The 19,490-nt window shown below is 61.2% G+C and carries 16 protein-coding genes; 6 read left to right on the top strand and 10 right to left on the bottom strand.

Annotated features, from left to right (window positions below; all coding sequences use genetic code 11):
- Window positions 1-62: 62 nt before the first annotated feature.
- Window positions 63-1,013: a cytochrome c oxidase assembly protein gene (locus ACJH6I_RS27035; RefSeq protein ID WP_064985925.1), complete on the bottom strand. Its 951-nt coding sequence runs from the start codon at window positions 1,011-1,013 to the stop codon at window positions 63-65.
- Between the two features lie 637 nt (window positions 1,014-1,650).
- Between ACJH6I_RS27035 and ACJH6I_RS27030 the strand changes: the two genes are divergently transcribed.
- The 4 genes from ACJH6I_RS27030 to ACJH6I_RS27015 all read left to right on the top strand — a co-directional run bounded on the left by ACJH6I_RS27030 (window position 1,651) and on the right by ACJH6I_RS27015 (window position 6,286).
- The gene (locus ACJH6I_RS27030) at window positions 1,651-3,054 is read left to right on the top strand and encodes a 3'-5' exonuclease (protein ID WP_064985876.1); all 1,404 of its coding nucleotides are present in this window, start codon (window positions 1,651-1,653) and stop codon (window positions 3,052-3,054) included.
- On the top strand, window positions 3,051-3,749 hold the full coding sequence (locus tag ACJH6I_RS27025; RefSeq protein WP_406784827.1) for a DarT ssDNA thymidine ADP-ribosyltransferase family protein: 699 nt from the start codon (window positions 3,051-3,053) through the stop codon (window positions 3,747-3,749). The genes ACJH6I_RS27030 and ACJH6I_RS27025 overlap by 4 nt, the downstream gene beginning before the upstream one ends.
- Entirely contained in the window at window positions 3,746-5,587 is a 1,842-nt protein-coding gene (locus tag ACJH6I_RS27020) for an ADP-ribosylglycohydrolase family protein (RefSeq protein ID WP_082981996.1), read from the top strand. The genes ACJH6I_RS27025 and ACJH6I_RS27020 overlap by 4 nt, the downstream gene beginning before the upstream one ends.
- A 333-nt stretch (window positions 5,588-5,920) precedes the next feature.
- Complete coding sequence (locus tag ACJH6I_RS27015; protein WP_064985873.1) at window positions 5,921-6,286, top strand: hypothetical protein; 366 nt, start codon at window positions 5,921-5,923, stop codon at window positions 6,284-6,286.
- A gap of 28 nt (window positions 6,287-6,314) precedes the next feature.
- Here the strand turns inward: ACJH6I_RS27015 and ACJH6I_RS27010 are convergent, their stop codons facing one another.
- Window positions 6,315-8,375 (bottom strand): DEAD/DEAH box helicase, encoded by a 2,061-nt coding sequence (locus ACJH6I_RS27010; RefSeq protein ID WP_165606037.1) that lies wholly within the window; start codon window positions 8,373-8,375, stop codon window positions 6,315-6,317.
- A 112-nt stretch (window positions 8,376-8,487) separates the two neighbouring features.
- On the opposite strand from ACJH6I_RS27010, the gene ACJH6I_RS27005 reads away from it, so the two are divergent.
- Window positions 8,488-8,706, top strand: a complete 219-nt coding sequence (locus ACJH6I_RS27005; RefSeq protein WP_064985869.1) for an AbrB/MazE/SpoVT family DNA-binding domain-containing protein — start codon at window positions 8,488-8,490, stop codon at window positions 8,704-8,706.
- The gene (locus ACJH6I_RS27000) at window positions 8,706-9,287 is read left to right on the top strand and encodes a hypothetical protein (RefSeq protein WP_131810263.1); all 582 of its coding nucleotides are present in this window, start codon (window positions 8,706-8,708) and stop codon (window positions 9,285-9,287) included. Before ACJH6I_RS27005 ends, ACJH6I_RS27000 begins: the two co-directional genes overlap by 1 nt.
- Here the strand turns inward: ACJH6I_RS27000 and ACJH6I_RS26995 are convergent.
- From ACJH6I_RS26995 to ACJH6I_RS26960, 8 genes are all read right to left on the bottom strand, one after another.
- Complete coding sequence (locus tag ACJH6I_RS26995; RefSeq protein ID WP_064985867.1) at window positions 9,261-10,349, bottom strand: hypothetical protein; 1,089 nt, start codon at window positions 10,347-10,349, stop codon at window positions 9,261-9,263. The genes ACJH6I_RS27000 and ACJH6I_RS26995 overlap by 27 nt on opposite strands.
- 1 nt (window position 10,350) lies before the next feature.
- On the bottom strand, window positions 10,351-11,406 hold the full coding sequence (locus tag ACJH6I_RS26990) for an ImmA/IrrE family metallo-endopeptidase (protein WP_234791669.1): 1,056 nt from the start codon (window positions 11,404-11,406) through the stop codon (window positions 10,351-10,353).
- A 710-nt stretch (window positions 11,407-12,116) separates the two neighbouring features.
- Complete coding sequence (locus tag ACJH6I_RS26985) at window positions 12,117-12,647, bottom strand: HNH endonuclease signature motif containing protein (RefSeq protein WP_064985863.1); 531 nt, start codon at window positions 12,645-12,647, stop codon at window positions 12,117-12,119.
- A gap of 396 nt (window positions 12,648-13,043) precedes the next feature.
- A complete protein-coding gene (locus ACJH6I_RS26980) occupies window positions 13,044-13,637 on the bottom strand; it encodes a DUF6262 family protein (protein WP_064985859.1) in 594 nt (197 codons plus the stop codon).
- Window positions 13,634-16,156 (bottom strand): site-specific integrase, encoded by a 2,523-nt coding sequence (locus tag ACJH6I_RS26975; protein WP_207548041.1) that lies wholly within the window; start codon window positions 16,154-16,156, stop codon window positions 13,634-13,636. Before ACJH6I_RS26975 ends, ACJH6I_RS26980 begins: the two co-directional genes overlap by 4 nt.
- A 107-nt stretch (window positions 16,157-16,263) precedes the next feature.
- Window positions 16,264-17,829 carry a tyrosine-type recombinase/integrase gene (locus ACJH6I_RS26970; protein WP_406784826.1) on the bottom strand — a complete coding sequence of 522 codons (1,566 nt, stop codon included), beginning with the start codon at window positions 17,827-17,829 and terminating at the stop codon, window positions 16,264-16,266.
- Window positions 17,830-17,992: 163 nt separating this feature from the next.
- The gene (locus tag ACJH6I_RS26965) at window positions 17,993-18,385 is read right to left on the bottom strand and encodes a hypothetical protein (protein ID WP_406784825.1); all 393 of its coding nucleotides are present in this window, start codon (window positions 18,383-18,385) and stop codon (window positions 17,993-17,995) included.
- Between the two features lie 79 nt (window positions 18,386-18,464).
- Window positions 18,465-19,274: a DUF4262 domain-containing protein gene (locus ACJH6I_RS26960; RefSeq protein WP_406784824.1), complete on the bottom strand. Its 810-nt coding sequence runs from the start codon at window positions 19,272-19,274 to the stop codon at window positions 18,465-18,467.
- Window positions 19,275-19,490: the final 216 nt, after the last annotated feature.

The following is a 19,490-nucleotide window of genomic DNA, read 5'->3' as shown; positions in this document are numbered from 1 at the left end:
GGACAGTTGATCGGCACCACTGTTCGGGTGCATCGCCCATCCCCACCGACCACAAATCGGGGCTAGTCACACCGCGGGGCCGAACTGCCATTCAGGCGCTGCAGAAAGTTGTTGTAGGCCAAGTATTCCGCGTCGTCGGTCTCGACATCGGCTTCTCTGCGGGCCGTTTCGGACTCCTCGTCGCGTCGCCATCGGACGGCGAAAATGAGGGTAGTCAACAACGCCACCGGCTCTCCATACGACCACGCCAAACCCCCCGCGACCGCCTGATCGGCCACCGGATCGACATTCCAGTCAACGGGTGGATCAGCGAATGTCGTTGTCAGTGGTCGCGGTGCCATCATCAGAACCACGCCGATGAAGACATGCAGCGGCATCTCCACGAAGATATCGAAAAACCGCTCCAAATTACTGTGCCGCACAGGAAGCGGCCCCGTCGACAGGATCGGCAGGATGAACATGACCCCGGTGATCAGGAAAAACACCTGCAGAACAATGTGTCCGATCCTGTTTCCCGCGACAGTGTCGAGAAGGGACGACAGGTACAACCCGTAGTAGCTGAGCAGGAACAATGGAATGGTGACACCAGAATGCAGCACCACTCGACTCGCCCGACTGCGCAGGGCCACAAGTGCCGCGATCAACACCCATCGTCCGGCGCCGCGGTGCGGAGTCGAACGCAGCAGCAACCGCCCCGGCGACCCGAGTACCAGCAACGGCGGGACAAGGATCGATAGCGTCAGGTGTTGGAACATGAAGGCGCTAAAGAGCCGGTACCCGTAACTATCGATCGCCAGACCAGTGACAGCGGCCATCACGGCGCATCCAGCCAGGAAACTCGCCGTGCGCGCCCGCGACCAGGACCTTCCCGTCGTGCGCAGCGCGTGCACCGCCCAGAGATACCAGACGCTAAAGATGACAGCGACGACCGGCAACAGCGGCACCGCGGGCGGAAACCAGTCCAGCATCGCCGATACCGATGGCGCGCGGCGCGGCAGGGACAGTCCACTCATGCCGCTCCTTGCCACTGTTCTAGGACCGCTTCAGCCGCCCCGTCGCCGATGATGATCGGGGACGCAGCCATCAAATACCATGACAGTGCGGTAATTTCGGCGACACAGAATGGATTCTACTATCCAACTCAGTAGATCGAATCGATGAGCCTCTGACCCGGGGTTTCGATCGCCTGTGTGGCTGTCGGCAAAGTCGATGATTCTCCAGACGCCCTACCAGAATGCGCTGGGAACGAGTGAGTTATTGACGTCAGCGCAGGGTAAATTCGGGGGTTTATCCACTTTTCCGATCGTGTCAACAAGTTTGTTGCGCTCTGCCACTGGATTCACATAACGCACACATATATGCGATCAGCTTGATCAATGGACTCACCCCTCGTCGGGGTGTGATTCATTACCCCTCGGACAACTGTCGGCTGCGGGTAGCGACCGGCTGCCCCCATACGACCGGCCTACCCCTCGAAACGTGGTGGGCCTGGCGTTCTTGTGTTGTGTCAGCTCGGTGTCGCAGGCCTCCGGTCGAGGTTGGCACCAACCAGGCCCCGTCCTCAGCAGGCAGTGACAGATCTCACGGTCGGCGTATGCTGGCCAACAGGTGGTCCCAGCACACTGCGGCCCGAATCCGCTGGAGGCGGCTATGCGCATTCTCGGGAATCCCCCGCCGACCTCGGAACAGCTCAAGATTGTCAGTGACAATCAGCCCGGCGTCATGCTGATCAAGGGTGCCGCGGGTAGCGGGAAGACCACCACAGCGCTTCTGCGGCTGCGCCAGTTGTGTTCTCTGCGGCTGCATCGACGAGAACGCCTTGGCCACGCCGAACCAGTTCGGGTCCTCGTCCTGACCTACAACCGGACGCTCGAGGGTTACATCCGCGAACTGGCCCAGCAGCAGGTCAGCGGGCGCACAGGCCTGCACCTCGAGGTATCGACATTCGGTCGCTGGGCCAACGATCTTGCCGGCTATCCGACACTGTGCGACCCCGACAAGTCACGCCAGTTGTTGACACCTCTGCTCGCCGGCATCCCCCGCCCGGATGACTTCCTCATTGAGGAGGTCAACTACGTTCTGGACCGGTTTCCTCCTGAGCACCTTGAGGAGTATCTGACGATCGTCCGGACAGGCCGCGGGTCCACGCCGCGCATAGACACCCCTCTCCGGCGCCGCCTGCTCGATGAGGTTATCGCGCCCTACGCCGCGGTCAAGGCTCAGCGAGAAATCCTGGACTGGAACGACGTCGCCCTCGCAGCAGCCAATGCGCCACAGGAGCCACCGTGGGACGTGATCATCATCGATGAGGCGCAAGACTTTTCAGCGAATCAGGTGCGCACCGTGCTCAGTCACCTCGATCCGCTCGGCTCTCTGACCTTCGTCATGGATGCCGTCCAACGGATCTATCCCCGGTACTTCACCTGGAAAGAGGTCGGCATCACCGTCGACCCGGCACGTACCCACACGCTCAAAACAAATCACCGCAACACCCGCGAGATCGCCGCCTTTGCAAGGCCTTTGGTTGCAGGGCTTCCCAAAGATGATGACGGTAGCCTCCCGGACTTCGACGCCTGCACCCGATCCGGCACCAAGCCTGCGGTCTTTGTGGGCAAGTACAGCGACCAGATCAGTCAGATGATCAACCGGCTGGTGAACACGGTGGACTTCAAGACCGAGTCGGTGGCGTTCCTACATCCCAGAGGTGGCGGGTGGTTCGGTTATCTGCGGGGCCGCCTGCAGTACGCCGGCGTTCCGTTCGTCGAGCTGAGCAGGGCCAGCACCTGGCCCACAGGACCCGAGGCTGTCGCCTTGTGCACCCTGCACTCAGCGAAAGGGCTCGAATTCGACCATGTTCTGATGCCCGGTCTCAATGCCGAGGTGACACCGCACGGCACCGAACCTGGCGACGGGCAGGAACAAGCGCTGCGTCGGCTGGTCGCTATGGGTATTGGGCGCGCACGGAAGTCGGTGATGCTCGGGTACAAGCCAGGAGAAGCCTCGACTATCCTGACGCACCTGGACCCGGCTACCTATGAGCTGGTAACCCTATGAGCCCCAACATCTCCGCTCCAGGAACCGGCATCCAGGACACTTGCGGTCACGACCCGGCGATCGCCACGGTGATCGCTGAACGGGGCATCACCGAAATCCTGCATTTCACTACTGCACCCTTCGGCTTTGTCGGTATCTGCGCCTCAGGCATGGTCCGCTCACGCGATCGACTTGACGCGGATAAGTACGTTCAGCACATCTACACGCCCAACTGCTACACCCGGATCAAAGACGCGAACTGGACTGACTACATCAGCCTCTCGATCAGCAGAGTGAACAAAGATATGTTGGGCTCTTCCATGGGTTGGCATGTCGAAGCTGGCATCTGGTGGGTAGTGCTGGGTTTCGACCCGGTCATCCTGACCCACGGCGGGGTGCACTTCACCACCACGAACAACACCTACACCGAGACGGTACGGCGGGCCACCGGCGCCGATGGGCTGCTCGACATGTTTTCGCAGCCTGTGCCGTACGGCTACTACGGCAGCGTCCACCGCCGCCGCGATGGCATGCCGACGCACTGGACCACCGACCTGCAGGCCGAGGTGCTCTACCCGGGCGACCTGCCTCTCGAATATCTTCGCGCTGTGTACGTCGCACAAGACGAAGACATCGATCAGGTGAAGACCTGGTTCGATCTTTTCCCGGAAGTCCCGGTGGTGCCCGTCACCTGCAAGCCAGAGGTTTTCGCATGACAAGCACGAGCAACCCAGAAAAACTAGCGGTTCATCCGGACCGTCACGACACGGTGGTGCGATCAGCGCTCTGGGCGGCCTGGGCCGATTCGCTAGGTTTCATCAGCGAGCTGACTGATGAGCGTGGACTTCTCCGTCGTCTAGGAAAGAATGGCCCAGAGCTTGTGCAACCGGTGTCGTGGAGGCGCCGGGTCGGCGGACGATACGGTGTCGAGATCGATCTTCCGGCAGGCTGCTACTCCGATGACACACAGTTGCGGTTGGCGGTTGGTCGCGCAGTTACCGGTGCCGGTTTTGATGTGGAAGCTTTTGCGCGCGTAGAGCTCTCCGTGTGGCCGTCATATGCACTGGGCGGTGGCCGCTCCAGTAAAGCCGCGGCCGCCAACATGGCCAAGCCGAACACTGCGTGGTTCGCCAATTTCTATCCGGGGTGGACTGATGCCGGTGGCAACGGCGCCGCCATGCGCATCCAACCTCACGTGTGGTCGGCTGCGAGCCCATCGGGTACCGGTGAACACCTGCTTGAGGTGTTCGTCGACGCCATCACCACTCACGCCCACCCGCGCGCGCTCTTTGGGGCGATTTTGCATGCGGCTGCCCTTGGTGAAACGCTGGCCAGCGGAGCAGTTCCGGCACCAGATCGATGGGGAGAGCTACTCGCTACCGCCAGCGCCGCGCTGGGGTTGTTGGACGGACACGCGGAAATCGATGGGTTCTGGCGTCCGTCATGGGAAGCCCAAGTCGGAATGTCGCTGAAGGAAGCATGGGCCACTGTTTCTAACGAGTGCGAGGAGTTGCTCACGGTCGCTGCTGACGCCGTCGCGACTACAGAATCAGCGACAAATACACGCACAGAAGATCTTTCGTCGCTTGCCGAACAGTACGGTCTGATAATTCGCCAATTTGACCTCTGCAGTGATACATATCGCGGAAGCGGTCTGCACACAGTCGTTGCCGCACTGGCACTTTCAGCTTCGGTGGGTTCCGACGCGCACGCAGCCTCGGTCATTGCATCGCAGGTGATCGGCACCGACACCGACACCATCGCGACGATGGCTGCCGCCATGTCAGGTGCTGCAGACGGTGCAGATTCAGCGCCAGATGTCCTCGACGGTGCCTACATCACCGCCGAAGCCGCGCGGTGTGCAAGCATCGCTGCGGGAGAATCCACGGAGCGGTTCGCCTACCCCGATTTGCTGACTTGGGTTGCACCGCGGACGCAGTCTGATGCGTGTGGCCTTGCCGAGGAACGCCCCGCTCTCGCCGGGCTCGGCTGGTGTGAACCGCTACCGTCCCAAGGCCCAGTGGAGTTTCGTGACAACATCTGGCAGTGGATGCGAACCGATTTCGGACAGACCGTCCTTGTCAAGCGGCGCAATAAGATTCGCGTGTTACCCAAAGGTTCTTGGCCCGCGACACGATCCGTGATCGACGCTTCGGCTCAGCACACGGTCAACGACGGCACCAGCGAACCGCACGCCAACTCCGACGCTCCAACGCTAGTTGAGCGGCGCCGCCCACCTCGGCGTGGCGGACAGCCGGAACAACTTGGGTTGGACGACACTGATGGTATGAGTGCGCCAACCGCTACGAGCCCCAGCGCGGACCCGCGACACGAGAGAAGCGCACCTGCCACGGCATTCGATCCAGCTCACAACCAAGGTATGAATGTCGACCACATCCTCGCGTGGGCAGCGAGCAGGCAGTTTTCCGAGGAGGCGCTTGGCTACGCTCTGCGCAGACTCGCCGAGGGCGGCACGATAGAGCAGGTAATCGCATTCTCCGTAGCTGTTCACGCCGCAGCGCAGCGATCCGCTCGGCGCGACGAGCGTCGCTGACGACTCGCCCACGGCTGCAAGCGCTGTCCAATGATGACTACAGGGCTCCTCGCCGCATGCGCGCCTACGCCCGTTGACGGAGAACCGCTCAGGCGGAATGGCCGGCTGCTCCGTCAGCACCGTGGGCGCTTGGCCCTCCACTCACCACAGTGAGTTGCTGCCCGCGTAGTCGGCGTTTCGTCTCGGCTCGTTGCAGTCCCGGGTGTTAGCAACGGCGGCAAGGATGGCCAAACTCACTCAGCAACGGGCGCTTCTCTGCCCGGCCGGCAATCAGCATTTCTAGGAGTCCATACCGCACGTTATGGGCATCAAAGTGCGGTATGGCTACGGCAAGTGGAGGTTTTCGACGCAACGTGCGGCATGGATGGCGAGCCGACAATGCCAATCATCTGCGCCATCGTTGACATGCCGCCCTATTCGTGCGGCAAGAAAACTAGCAGTGGCGCGTCAGTCAGACGCCGAATGGAGTTGCTGCCGCAGAGTCTGCAGGTCAGCCTGAGCTTGATCAAGGACAGCCTCGGCTGCTTCGCGGCAGTACCTGAACGTCTTGTCGCCTTCGACGACCACGAGGTGGGTGTCACCGCTCAGTATTGGGTGGGCGTTCTTTCCGGACTTGTGGGCTGCGCATTTTCGTTCGTGATTGGTTCGAGGGGTTTCGACGTGAACGTGGCGCAATACTGCCTTCGTTGGCATGTGTGATTCCTATCTGCGGCAGTCTGGTCGTTGATCACTTGTGTTGGTCAAGTTGAGATTTCACGGTGTCTCGAACGGTGTCACCAAGCTCGTCGATCCGCGCGAGGATCATTGCGAGTTGCTCGGCGGACCATTCGCCCCGGCTGCCTTTGGGCATGCCCACGGCCTCGTTCACCGCGGAGTTCATGCGCCGGATCACGATGGCGGAGTTGTATTGGCGTCGGCCCCCCGTGATTGCCATCAGCTCGTATCGCCGATGTTGCAGACCCAACTCGCTCAGGACCCTGTTGGCCACTGTTCTGGTCCGCTCGTTGACTCGAGTCTTGGCTGATTGGCGTTGACGCTGTGGCGAGACCGGAATCGGCGTCGGAGTCGGCGTCGGTGTTGCGGCGCGCTGGGCAAGCAGCTTCGTGCGCAGCTGCCCGCGATCGATGAGATCGCCGAGCTTGATGCCGACGGCAACTTCGCGGTCAAGCAGTTGGTCGAGCACGCGATCATCGGCGGGATCAAGGTAGGTGTGTTCGACAAAGTCGGTGAGAATCTCGTTGTCTACCAGCATGCCGTCGTCGAATCGGCGTGCGCGCGGTGCACCGTCGCCGTCCGGATTCCCGTCGCCATTGGTCTCGCCGTTGGCCCAGGCGTGGATGAGAGCCTGGTCGTCAAGGTCGAGCTCCCGGAACTCTGACCAGCGCTCCTCGTTGTTGAGACCAACGTGAGAAATGATGTGGCCCTGGTTATCCGGGTGATCTGGGGCTCCGTCTTGGACCACGCGCATGACGCGGCCGACGAACTGGATGTAGGGAGCCAGGCTGCGGAATGGTCGAAAAATGGCTGCGACGCTCAATCGTGGATGGTCGAAGCCCTCACCGAGCATCTGAACCTGCACGATGCAGTCGAGCTGACCCGACCGGAGGCGCTGTAGCACGGCGTCCTGGTCATCGGGGTCCATGTCCGAGTGAATCTCCGCGGCGCGGTAGTTGCATTCGCGGTAGATCGCGGCGATCTGACGCGCATGGTCGACCGAGCATGCGGCGGCGATGATCTGGTGCTGGATGCCGGTTGCCGCGCGCATGCGGTCACACTGCTGAATGCTGGCCTCGACGATGTGCCGGTTGCACTCAGGACTCAGCGCCACGCCACGCCGGAACCACGCCTCTTCCCGCAGCTGCAAGACTTCGTCCAGAGTGTGGCGCTGGGCGTCATCGTGGTAGGTGAAGTAGATCTCCGACGGAGCGACGTTGCGCGAATGAATCTGCTTGATATAGCCGTTGATCATGGCCCGGGTGAACGGATACCGGTACACGACCTCGCCGTGGAGCTGCTGCTGGTCGGACCGGAACGGGGTGGCGGTCAAGCTAACTACCTTGGCATTGGGGAATCGCCGGAACACCTTCTGCCAGCTTTCGGCCGCCGCATGATGACCTTCGTCGACCAGGATCATGTCGAAGAAGTCCTCGGGGAACTGCGGCAACCAGCGGTCAGCCTGACTGGCTAACTGCTGGATGTTGCAGACGACGAAGTGGCTCTCGATGGCGTCGTGGATATTGGCGTTGGGGCCGTCCAGGACTGCCATCCAAGGGCCGGCGGTGAAGTCGGAAAGTACCCGGCATTTCGTCCAGAAGCATTGAGCGCTGGCGATATCAAGGGCGTCAGCGACACCCTTGCGGATCGTCAAGTTGGGCGTGATGATCAGCACCCGGCCCCTGGCGATCCCGAAGGGCAGGGTGGCCATGATGCCGGTCTTTCCGCAGCCCACCGGTATCTGCACGATCGCGGGCAGGACGCCGCCGGCAAAGTGCTCACGAACTGCGCGGTGCGCTTCGCGTTGCGGATCGCGTAGCGCATCGTTGGCCTCGATGTCGGCATTGGCGGTGATAAACACGATGCTGTCGGCACCTGCCGCGGCGGCCTCCTCGGCACGGCGGTACTGCAGCCGAAAAGGTTCTAGGTCAGCCCGTCGGTAGTACCGATAGTCACTACCGGGCTGCCGCAATGCTTTCAACGTGCCGTCGCGGTCCCAGCGCCTCAAGGTCTGAGCGGAGACGCCGATGTACCCCGCCGCTTCCGCTACCCGCAAATAGTCTTCGTCAGCCATGCCAACATTGTACAACATTGATCATCATCACCAACCTCGCACAAGGGTGCACACTTGGCGATCGAGGGCCTAATATTATTAATATTATTAATTTCTAGGATATGGTCGATGTATGAAGCTGTTGGGTCGGCCGTGGGGGCCGCGGACGATCACGCAGGTGTACCAGGTGTCGGTACCCAAGAAGCTGCTCGATCAGGTGAATATCCAGAAGCACGACGAGGTGTACTTCGCGGTTTCGGCGGACAACCCCGGCGTGATCTGTATGTTGCCAGGTAAGAGGACCACTTTGACGCCAACCGAAGATGGGGAAATGCAGGCGGTGGTGACATAGTGTCCAGCGCGAATGTCTTGCCCGACAACGCTGTTCATGACACAGCCGGGCGTGCTGCGGCAACGGCCGGCTGGGATGGCGTCGTGCTGCCACCGTTGCGACTCAGCGGCTTCGCGGTGCATCCCGTCGTAGCCATTGACCGTGAGGTCTGCGAAGAGCGGTTGAACGCTCAGCAGTATCCGGAGACAGACATGTCAACCCTGGCGATGTGGGAAGGCTGGAGCGCCGATCTGGGGCCCGCCCCGCCGAATTCGCCTCTGTCGATCACCGGATTCATCAGCACTGCCAGTCCACGTCGTGCGCTCTACGGACTGGACGTCTTGTCTGGTTACGGCGCCGGTCTGATTCTGTTTGAGAGCAGGCGGCGTCCATCTGAATGGACCATGCGTGAATGCGACCTCGCTGGCGCGTTCATGGTCTGGAGCAGCGCCGATGGATGCGAGTGTGTAGTCACCGGACGGTATGGGCCAGTAGCGACAGCGCGCAGGACCGTGGCGACACGGCAGAAAGAAGAGATTCTGTTCGCACACGCGTTGCGCTCCGGCCAGATGAGATCAGGACGCGGCGCTTTGCGGAGTTGACTGCACCCAGGCGCGCAGGGCCGCCGGGAATTGCCGCGGCTTGCCGGATGGGTAGGGAATCTCGTCGAACGCCAACTGCGCCTCGGCACACATTGTCTGCCAGCGAATCGACGGCATTGGGTCGCCGAGCAACTCAGCGGCGGTCAGGGCCAGCGCCGCGACCGAGTGTTCGAAAGCCGCAGCCTCCCGGTCCACCGCGGTAGTGATCCAGTCGATGGTCCGGCCAGCACAGATGACGCACCCGCACTTCCACAGGGCGCTGTCGGGGTTGCGGGTATGCAAGTCCGCAATGATGTCCAGGTACTTGAAGGACAGCAGCGGCCTGACGAACGCCGATGTTGGTGGCGTGAAACCTTCTGAATCGTCGTCCTTTTCGGGCAACGGGTAGATATGGCGGTAACGCGACCGAGTGCCCACCGAGACCACTGCAGCACCGTGCGCCAGAGCACCGAGCGTCGATACGTCCGATCGCAGCAGCAGCACGGGAGCATCGCAGGCGAGAACCTCGATGAGACCGCACACCGCCTCCCGTCTACTAAGCGGATCCGTCTCGTGTTCGAGGATCAAAGCCACCGGGACACCCGCGGCATTGATGGCTGAACAAAGTTCGTCGCGATGGTCGGTCAGCCAGGACAACGCCAGCGGCAACGCGACGATGATGCGTTCGCTCTTGGCCGACCATGCCAGAACGTGCTGGAGCGCGACACTGTCAGCTGCGGGAATGTAGCCCGAATCAGTCAGTGCCCATTCGCATCCCGCCCGCAGCTGCATTTGAATCCAGCCCACAGTCATCCCCTCGGCACCGATTCGCCGTTTCTTGCCGCTATAACGATCAGCGTCGGCAAGGACACTGGCCGCTGGATTCGTGCCGAGTACGGTACGGATCGCTTTGCGGGTCGCCGCAGTATCGCGCGACGTGACGATGGCGCCGACACCGGCACGGCGCGTCAGCGGCGCCAACAGATCGGCGCTCGAAGCCGGGCCGTGGGCCATGAAGCCTGGTCCGAAACCCGGCAGCCGGCCCGGAATCTGCAAGTCGAGTGGCAGTTCGATCGGTTCCACGCTAGGACACCCCTCGGTCGTCAGTGATCGCTATGCGGTAGTAGTCGCCGAGGAATGTCTCGGCTGTTGCCAAAGGCAGACTTGCGGCACCTGCGCCACTCGCCGCGGTCGTCCGGTGCCCAGCCAGGATCGCCTCAAGTAATCGAGCACGATGGCGTGGTATCGAGACTGGTTCGACTGTGTTCCATCCGAGTTGGGATAGCTTGACCCGGAACTCCCTGAACTGGCGGTCACTAATCAGGCCCAACGTCTTCGCACGCTGAATCAGCGCAGCGATCGATATCCCCCACTGCTGTTTCAGTTCCATCAGTCGCTTGAAGTCGCGCGTGGTCAGTCCCTCAAGTTGAGGGGCGATGTCTTCGGCCGGGGCCAGGAACTCCGCGGCGAAAGCGTCAGCTTGCTGCTCCTGGTCGTCGGTGGGGATTACGTGCATGAGCACGTGACCGAGTTCATGGCACAACGAGAACCGCTCGCGGTCGGGCGCCAGTCCGGCCTGTGCCACCATCAATGGGGCTTTTCCTGGCGGCCACGTACTGAACGCGTCCTGAGCGACAGAATCGAACTCCCGGACCACGATGACTACACCCGCTCGGTCCAACAACGCATGAAGGTCGTCGATCGGTCCGCTGCGCACACCCCAACGGTCCCGAAGAACAGCAGCGACTCGTGCGGGGTCGCCGCCGTATTCATCTAAGGGCATCCGCTGGAGATCGCATGCGACCTCACGGCCCTCCATCAGCCCGTCAACACTGATACGAGTGAGGTGACCAATGGCTTCCACACGCTTCGCCGCGCTGGCGGTCATTCGGCTCCGGCGGCGCCGGTGAAACATACAGGAGACTTCGGCACCCTGCTGAGGATCGCGGATGGCCAGCACCACCGCAGGACAATCCAGTGCCGCAGCGACTGCCGCCAACCGTTCCCCCACAAGATCTGCGAGCCCGCTCTCCACTTTCGACACGTAGCCCTGAGTCACGCCAGACGCCGTGGCAAGTTGGCCCTGCGACCACGATTTTGATTCACGGACCAACGTGACCATCCGGGGATTGGCCGACATCGTCGTCACCACCGTGCGCCTTCACCTGTCGAACACATTGACGCTGGGCGTCCCCGCATACCGGCCACCGACACGCGTGAACCTCGCCGCTGCGGCCTCACCGACAAGTCATCGCTCCTCACAACCAGGACCATAGCGCTGGGCACCGAGGAAAAGCCGGTCGACACACCCGGCAACTAGATCCCAAAATATTCCGACGATGTCGCGCGCACACCGATTGCTTGACATCGGTGAATCCGGACAATGACTGATTCGATGATCCAGTACGTCGGGTGTGACCCGGTCACGCAGAAAGAAGCAATGGCAGCCCCGGGTACCGAGTCGAATTCACTCCACACCGCTAAGCGAGCCTCGGACCCGGTTGTGGATGCTGACCGTGCGCAGCTGACGTACTAGCCCTGGCACAACTACGCCGCGTGATCCACCGTTTCCGCCAGCCCGGCGGGATAACCACAGCCGCTGACCACTGAGTCGCCGTTAGCCTCATCACCTGGCCAGCCCGGCGGTTAGCGGCCGATCAGGGTGCACTCGGGCTGCGACGTCCACGAGCCGTCGATGGCCACGGACATGGCGGAGCGAGGGCACACTTGAAACGCTTCGACACCAGCGGATCTCTGTCCCGGAGTTCGGGCTCGACGTGTGGACTTGACCTTGACCCTGCGAGTGCTTGCATCAATTGGTCGTCCACACCAGATGGCCGATCCATCTCCCTAATTCGCAATATTGTCTCGCAACTGGGCCACGAATTCATGACCTCGTTCTGTAAGCGCGTAGCCACGCGTGAAGAAGAATTCGTCCTCGCTGCTTGCAGTCGTGCCCCAAAGTGCGTCTGGGACAGCCGCACCCGGCAGTCCTTCGATCAGTCCATCTTTCAAGAGATACCCAAACAGCACAGGGGTCTCAGGCGGGGTCACGCTGGACGCGTCGGCATCATCCACGAAGTGCTCAAGGATGCGCCGTTCGACATCGTTGTACCTTTGGTTAACAATTCCGAGGTACTGCTTGATGATTCGAAGCGCCTTGCGATCAATCTTTCTGGGCCCCTTGCCTTTTCGTCCGTGGCAATTTCTACACAGAACCAGCATGTTGGAGAACTCGTGCGTCTTCACTTTGGCATAGTCGTCGATGTGTTCGATCTCCAGCGGCTCAGCCGTTCTGCACCGTGGAATCGCACACCTATAGCCCGCTTCGATCATAAGTTGCCGTACCAGCTCGGCGGGGATATCTTTGCGACTGCTCATGCGCCTTCTCCGATTGTCTTCACCTATTGGTGGCCGAATCCGATTCACTGAGGCACCGACATCGCTCACGTCGTGACCCTGAGCCATCCGGCTCGCTGTGGCGAAACTAGTCGTCGGCGAGAAATCGAAGCACCGCCTTGCTGCCGTTCTCGATGATGTGGTTGCTCATGGGTCGTGGCCAACCTCGTCGCTCGAGAAACAGCTGCAGGGACGCCTCGCCGATAACGGTGACCCGTTCCGGTGCTACCGCGCACTTCAATCGGAGTCCACCACCGGGCCATTCCGTACAGCGGGCAGTCGCTCTCGGCGGCACGACCCAGTCCAGGACGCTGCGGCAAATCTCGCAGTTGTTGAACTGCCACAGATCCGGCGCGAGGTGATGCGACATGGCCCACGTCAGGTCGCTTCGGGTGGAGCTCCAGCACCGTCGACGAGTTGGGCTTCAAGGTCAGCGATGCGCTTGTCGAGAAATCGGTTATTGTCGCGGGCACCGTGTAGGCGATCGTTGAGCCTCTGGACTTCGTCGGTAAGGTCCCGTACCTGGTTCCTCAGCCCATGGTTCTGTGCAAGCAACCTTTGAGCAGCGTCTTCGGATAAGTCCGCTTCCAAGTCGCGGATCCTGCCGAACAGATCGCCGATAGTATTGCGTTGCTGGGCAATCTCCCGGGTTGCGACAACTAGTGCATCCTCAGCATTGAGCGCTCGTTCTCGCCAAGATGTTTCGACAGATTTAGCCCTGTTCGCCTCGTCGCGGAGGCGAATGGTTGTCGTTTCCTGAGCGTAATGGCCGACCAATCGCTTCGCATCCGGGTTCTGATACAAAAACGTTCGCGACACCCCGGCGCGACGTGCAGTTTCGGCCACGCCGATCTTGGCGTGTTGGCGCTTCATCTCCTGGAGCGCAGCTTCCAATCGGTGAAGCATCGCGGTCGTGGCGACACGACGGGCCTGGAGTGCGGCCGCCGTTCCAGTAAGGGCGCTCTCGGTCATGCTGATTCTGATGTGCCGGCCGATTCGGTTTCCGCAGAGAACCTGTCGGCCTGTGTGTCATCAACGCCGGCAAGGTCATTGGCACGAAAATTGATGCTCCACACGCGGTGGAAATAGTCCTGTGGCCGCCTCATATCTAAGGCAAGAGCTTCGTCCAAAAGCCCAAGCGCTGCGAGAGCTCGCTCAAGTCCAGCGATGGCGCGAGCAGTTGGTTCGAAAACGCGGTGCAGGTAATCCGCTGTGGCGTCGTCGGGTGCGCGTTCGCTGATAGAGCGCCATTGTTGCTGTTTGCGTCGCCAGTACAACAAGTCCGCGCCGGAGAGAACAAAGTTGGCGCAGTTTTCGCAGTCCAGTTTCCACGGGCATGCCGCACCGTTGACAACAGGCTGGAAGGTGCAGAATCCGCCTTCAGTGGGAGTGCTGCGTCGCGACAGATCTAACGCAAGAGCCTGGGCTTCTTCGAGTGTTAGCAGCTTTGAGCCTGAGAGCAATTCGCCGGGCCTGGCAGATCCGGGGCCAGCTACCCACACTGATTGCAGGACATCCTCCAAGTCTGAGTGGGAGACCTGCGCGTAGTGCTCGGCCATGCGGTCACTCACTTGTCCAAGGTAGCGACGGATCTGAGCGAGGTTGGCGCCCGCCCGCAGCAGGTTAGTGGCCAAGGTGTGACGAGCTTGATGCACCACGGTGCTTGGAAGATCCAGGTCCCTGACCCACGCCCTGAAGCATTGGCTAAAGAATTGGTAGGACACTCCGCGGTCGTCCCCAGTGTTGCGAATATGCGTGGGAAACAACGCCATCGCGGTTTGTTCCGATGCCTCCGGAAGCCGTCCGTGTTTACGCTCAAAGCGCGCCTTCGTCGCAGCTTGGCGCCGCTCGATCCGACTGAAGAGCATTTCAGGGATTCGTATTGCCTCGTTGTAGTTGCCAACCTTCGTTTGATCATGCCACAACATGGGGAAGCTGCCGTACCGACCTATGCAGTCCAAGCGCAGATTGAGGACCTCACTGACGCGACGTCCGGTCATGATGATGATCTCCCAGATGTCGCGCAACCCGCGATCGTTCGGATCATAGATTGCGGCGAACTCAGCTAGATTCGCTTCGTCGGCAAGGGCTTTCGCGACCTCATCGGTGAACGGACTACGGGAGCGCTTCGGATCATTGCCAGCCTTCGGGAAGGCTAGAACAAAGCCGTGATCGATGCCCACCTGGGCTGCGCGGCCCGATTCCATAGCTCTCAGCATCACTTGCCGAACACTTTGAAACACGATTCGGCGGGTGACGGTCGTGACCTTGGACGGCTTTTTGTCATTGCCAACGGTCACCAGCGACGGCAAGCCGTGGCGTTCACGATTGCGCTGGTCGGCCACAAAACGCTCGACACTCCGCGAAGTCAGCTTCTCGGGGACGTGGCCGCCACGCGGAGCGTCGATTTCCAGGAATGCCCCAAGTTCCACGCAACCACGACGCCAGGAATCGAACCTACCCCGCGTTCGTGGGCACGCCTCTGATCGCAAGCTCTCCGCGAGATGTTCCCAAAGCAAATCTCTAAGCCAACGCTGAGGGATACGAGTCAAATCCCACGTACTGGCAGAGTCTGGAAAACGACGGCCGAAGTGATCGGTTTCTATGAACCCGGCGACCTTGCTGTCGTCTGGACTGTAGTAGATAACACGCAAAGCCTTAATCGTCTCGCGGCATACGTGTGCCACTTTGGACAGCGTGCTGGCAGCCAGATTCAAGTCATCTGTTAGATTCGCCTCCAGGTCAGCCATCGACAAAAATTGTTGGCGCCGAATAATATTGGCGACCAACTGGAGGTCGAAGATGTTCCAGTTGGTGCGGTCACGAATCTGCGCGTGTACGTGCATCCCCCATTTCAGTTCCGCACGAGCAAGGGGAGCCATACCGGTCAAATTCAGTCGACCAATCCGATAGATCGGGTCAGCATTCCGGCACCATTCTTTGAACGCGGACTCAGCGTCATAAAGCACCTCAACCGACATGCCCTGGGATTCAAACTTCTCTCCCCAACGATACGGAAGGCGTGCGTTTCCCGGCCTGTCGTCTCGTTGATATCGCTGCCGATGTTGTTCGCACAGTCCAAGTGGCGACATCGCGGCCTCCGGGCACACCAAGCAGCGGCACGACCCATCGCTTGGATACTGATGCTGCGACTTTCGCCACCGCTTGAACGCGGCGCCGGTTGTCTTACCGCTTCGTCGCCACAGTTGATAGTGGCGAAAACACAGCTTCGTCTCACTTTGCACCGCCGGTTGCTGCGGGCATATCACACACCGCCCGATGTCAATGCCCGTTTCGGGAATCAACGGCTGAGCCTGGCTCTCAAACTCGTCGCGTTTCATCCCAGCGGTGTCAGCCGCGTTCCACTCGAGCTCGTGGTTGGCGCAGTACCGGCTGTTGTCATATCTAATCGTTCGTTCACAGCCGTCTACTCCGCAGCCCCATCCATACACCGAGTGATCCGGCGGGAAGTCAATGATGTCGTCGCGCAAGAGCGGAGGAAATGAAGGCGCAGAGATGAGTGCAGCGAGCAACTCGAATCGATCCCGACGTACACGCCGACTCGATTCGCCGACTGCCAAATCCAACGTCGCCACGACTACCCTTGCGCCCAAACATGATTAAGTGCGGCGACGAAAGCTGGGTCGTCGGCGTCAACGTGGGCGTATACCTGCTCGACAGTGCTCGCGGAGGCCCATCCGCCGGCATCACGTGCAATGATCGTGTTTCCACCCGATGCGTTGAGCACCGCTGTCGCGAATTCATGACGAAGCGAGTGCGGACGAACCTTATCCAAGTTCACACGCCGCGCCGTACGCGCCAGCATGCCCCGAGCGGCTGCGGGCGACCACGGCTGCCCCCGGTTCTTGCCGTGCAACTGAACTAGCAGCATCCCGTGGTCGACGTCTCGGGGATATTCGGTTGTCATGTAGTCGAAATAGGTATGCACCATCGCCGGACTCACCCTGCGGATCAGACCGCCGCACACGGCACCATCCTCCACGACCCATGGGTGCTTCGTTTTCGCGCGAGCGCCGTTCCGATTTCCCTCCCGATGGCAAATGTGAACGTGACGAGGACGACACTGCCCGCAATCAGCACCCTCACGCAGATGCAAATCCATCAAATACAGGCCGCAAAGTTCACCGATCCGGAACCCCCCATCGCTGAGCCACGTCACTACCATTCGGTCTCTCGCAGTTCTTGCCCCAGCGACCAACGCGTCTCGGGCTCCTTCAGGAGGCAACTTCGGGTGACGAGTACGCACCCTCCGCTTTGACGTAAGTGGATTTGACGGCAACTCACGAGTTATGTGCCCCAACAGGCTTCGCTGACGATCTAATTTCGACGGCAATCGAGTCAGATTAAGTTGCTCCGCCAGAACATGATTCACACCCGACGATGACTGATAGAGGTAGAAGCTCTTCAAGCAAGCTGCAGCAGTGTCAAGCGTGCGTTGCTTATACGGTGACTTACCCACTCTCCACGGACGACCTATCGGGCCGGCGTGTTCAGCGCCGATCGCCGCCATATAGCGAGCCACGTCTGAAAGGCACACCGTCTCGACCGCAAGCCCTTGGTGCTCCAGCCACCTCAAATGTCCCACCAACAGGTACGCGTAGGTCCGGTCTGTCCCGCCTTCGCAGGTCCGCAAAAAGCCATCTGCAACGGCAATCGGTACCCCATGGCGGTCAACGATCGTGTAATCGCGCCGCCCGTTACCTCGCCTGATCTCTTGGACCCGAATCACACCGATAACTGGACGGCCCGCCATGCACTCCCCCGCCAACGTCACGTACATGTTTGCTAGTGATTGGTTAAACGGCACGTTACGCCCGTAGGTCTGCAGCGGGCGTACGACACGCACACATTTCATGGGGTCAGTTAAATCCAGAAACAGATACCCGCCGTTGGCCTCCACCAGGGCTTTGGTCCAGTCGGGGATCGCCAGCCGCACCACCCCGTCCTCGACCATCGGCCACCCGGCAATATCGACCGGCTCACGCTGTGAACCGATCAGCGTTTCCATCGGCACCGCATCGGCAGCGGCCAGCGCACGAACCACCGCAGACTTACCCAATCCTGGCTGCCCCCACAGGATTACGCCGACGTGAGCGCGTGCCGCCGCATCAATCACCGTGACAGTCGTGTCCAATTCAGTCATCACCAATTCCCCTACCTGGGATTCGCGGGCCAGCCCTCGTGGCGTGCCCTACACCAACAACCCTACCGGCAGCCACCGACAAGTTGCGCCAAACATCCACTGCCCCTGCACAATATGCAGCCGCCCCGCCATCCATTCCAGACAGCGGGGCGGCATCGACCAATCAGGCGGGCACACCCAAGTCGTGATCCGCCCACAGGTCGTAGGCCATCTCAGCAGCACGCTCCCGCGCCACTGACGCGCACTCCTGCGTTTCCAGCCAATCGATCTGATCCTCGACTGCGGCAATCTCGGCCCGCAACGCCACCGCGTGAGCACTGTTGAACGCCCACGGCAACGACGCCCGCGTCCGCGCCAGCACTGCCCTCGCGTCATCGAGACCCAACTGCTCCACGAACATTGGCTCGTCGTCATCGATGTACACCATCATCACCATCTCCCCTTCCCGGGATTTCGGGGCCAGCCCTACGGCGTGCCCACCACCTGCGATTCTACCGGCCAGAAGCGACAACCCCGACGCCCAAAGCCCCCTGGGCGCAGCCAGTTCGACCACCACTTCCCCACCCTGTGCCGGGTGGGGAAGTGGTGCGGGTGGGTGGGACGCGCCAACGCCCCACCCACACACTGACAACGGGCTACAGCTCGCCGAGAATCTCGTCCCGATAGTTCCGGTCAACCGACGACAGCGCTTCCTCCCAGTCGAGACCGAGCGCGTCGTACATGTGCCGCAGATCCGCAAGCATGTCCGACGCAGTGGTCTCCATCTCGCAGTTGAGCTTGCCCCGCCCCAGGAACGACGCATACCCGAGAAACGCCCGAGCGCCCCACCGTGCGCGACGGTCGTTGTCGGCCTGAGGGTCCACGATGGTCAGCGACCCCGGATCAGCGTCAGCGCCGACCAGCTCGGCCAGCTCACCCGCCGTCTCCACCGGCAGCCGCCGCGCCCGGAATACAGGCCGCCCCGCCGGGACCTCCCCGTACACCGGCTGCACATCATCGCCAACGCTGCAGCCCTGCTCCCACGGCAGCAAGCCGTCACGATCGGGCCAGCACAGCTGCACCGCAGCCGCCACCGACCCATACACCTCGCGCACCAGGTTCAGGTCCGTCGTGTTGGTCATCGCCACCGCCACCAACGCCACATCGTTCTCCAACACGTTCTCGATGCGCTGCCCCGTAACCAGCGGCACCCCGGCATCGACCATCTGCCGCGCGACCATGTTGAGCACCTGGTGCCCGGTCCGCACCGGCAAGCCGTAGATCGCCAACTCCGGCAACCCTTTCCCCGACAACCCCACCGTGTACGAGAACGGCACACCCGGTTCCTCCGGCGTCGGAAACACCCCAATCACCGACCACCCGAACTTGGCGATATCAGCGCGAGTGCTATCGAGAACCTCTGCGCGAACAGCAGCCAGCGACTCATCAACACGGTCGTTTCCCATCAGAATCCGCCCCTCCCTGGGCTCTGCGGGCCCGCCCCAATGGCGTGCCCCACACCACAGATTCTATGGCCAGGCACCGACAACTCCGCCCAAAACCCCCGGTGCCGCAGCAACTTTCAAGACACCACCTCCCCACCCAGTGCCGGGTGGGGAGGTGGTGTCGGTGCCGGGTGGGGAGGTGGTGTCGGTGCCGGGTGGGGAGGTGGTGTCGGTGCC

The organism is Mycobacterium sp. SMC-13 (assembly GCF_045311035.1).
Classification (GTDB): domain Bacteria; phylum Actinomycetota; class Actinomycetes; order Mycobacteriales; family Mycobacteriaceae; genus Mycobacterium.
The sequence above is the reverse complement of the archived record's forward strand: the minus strand, read 5'-3'. Positions and strand labels throughout refer to the sequence as shown.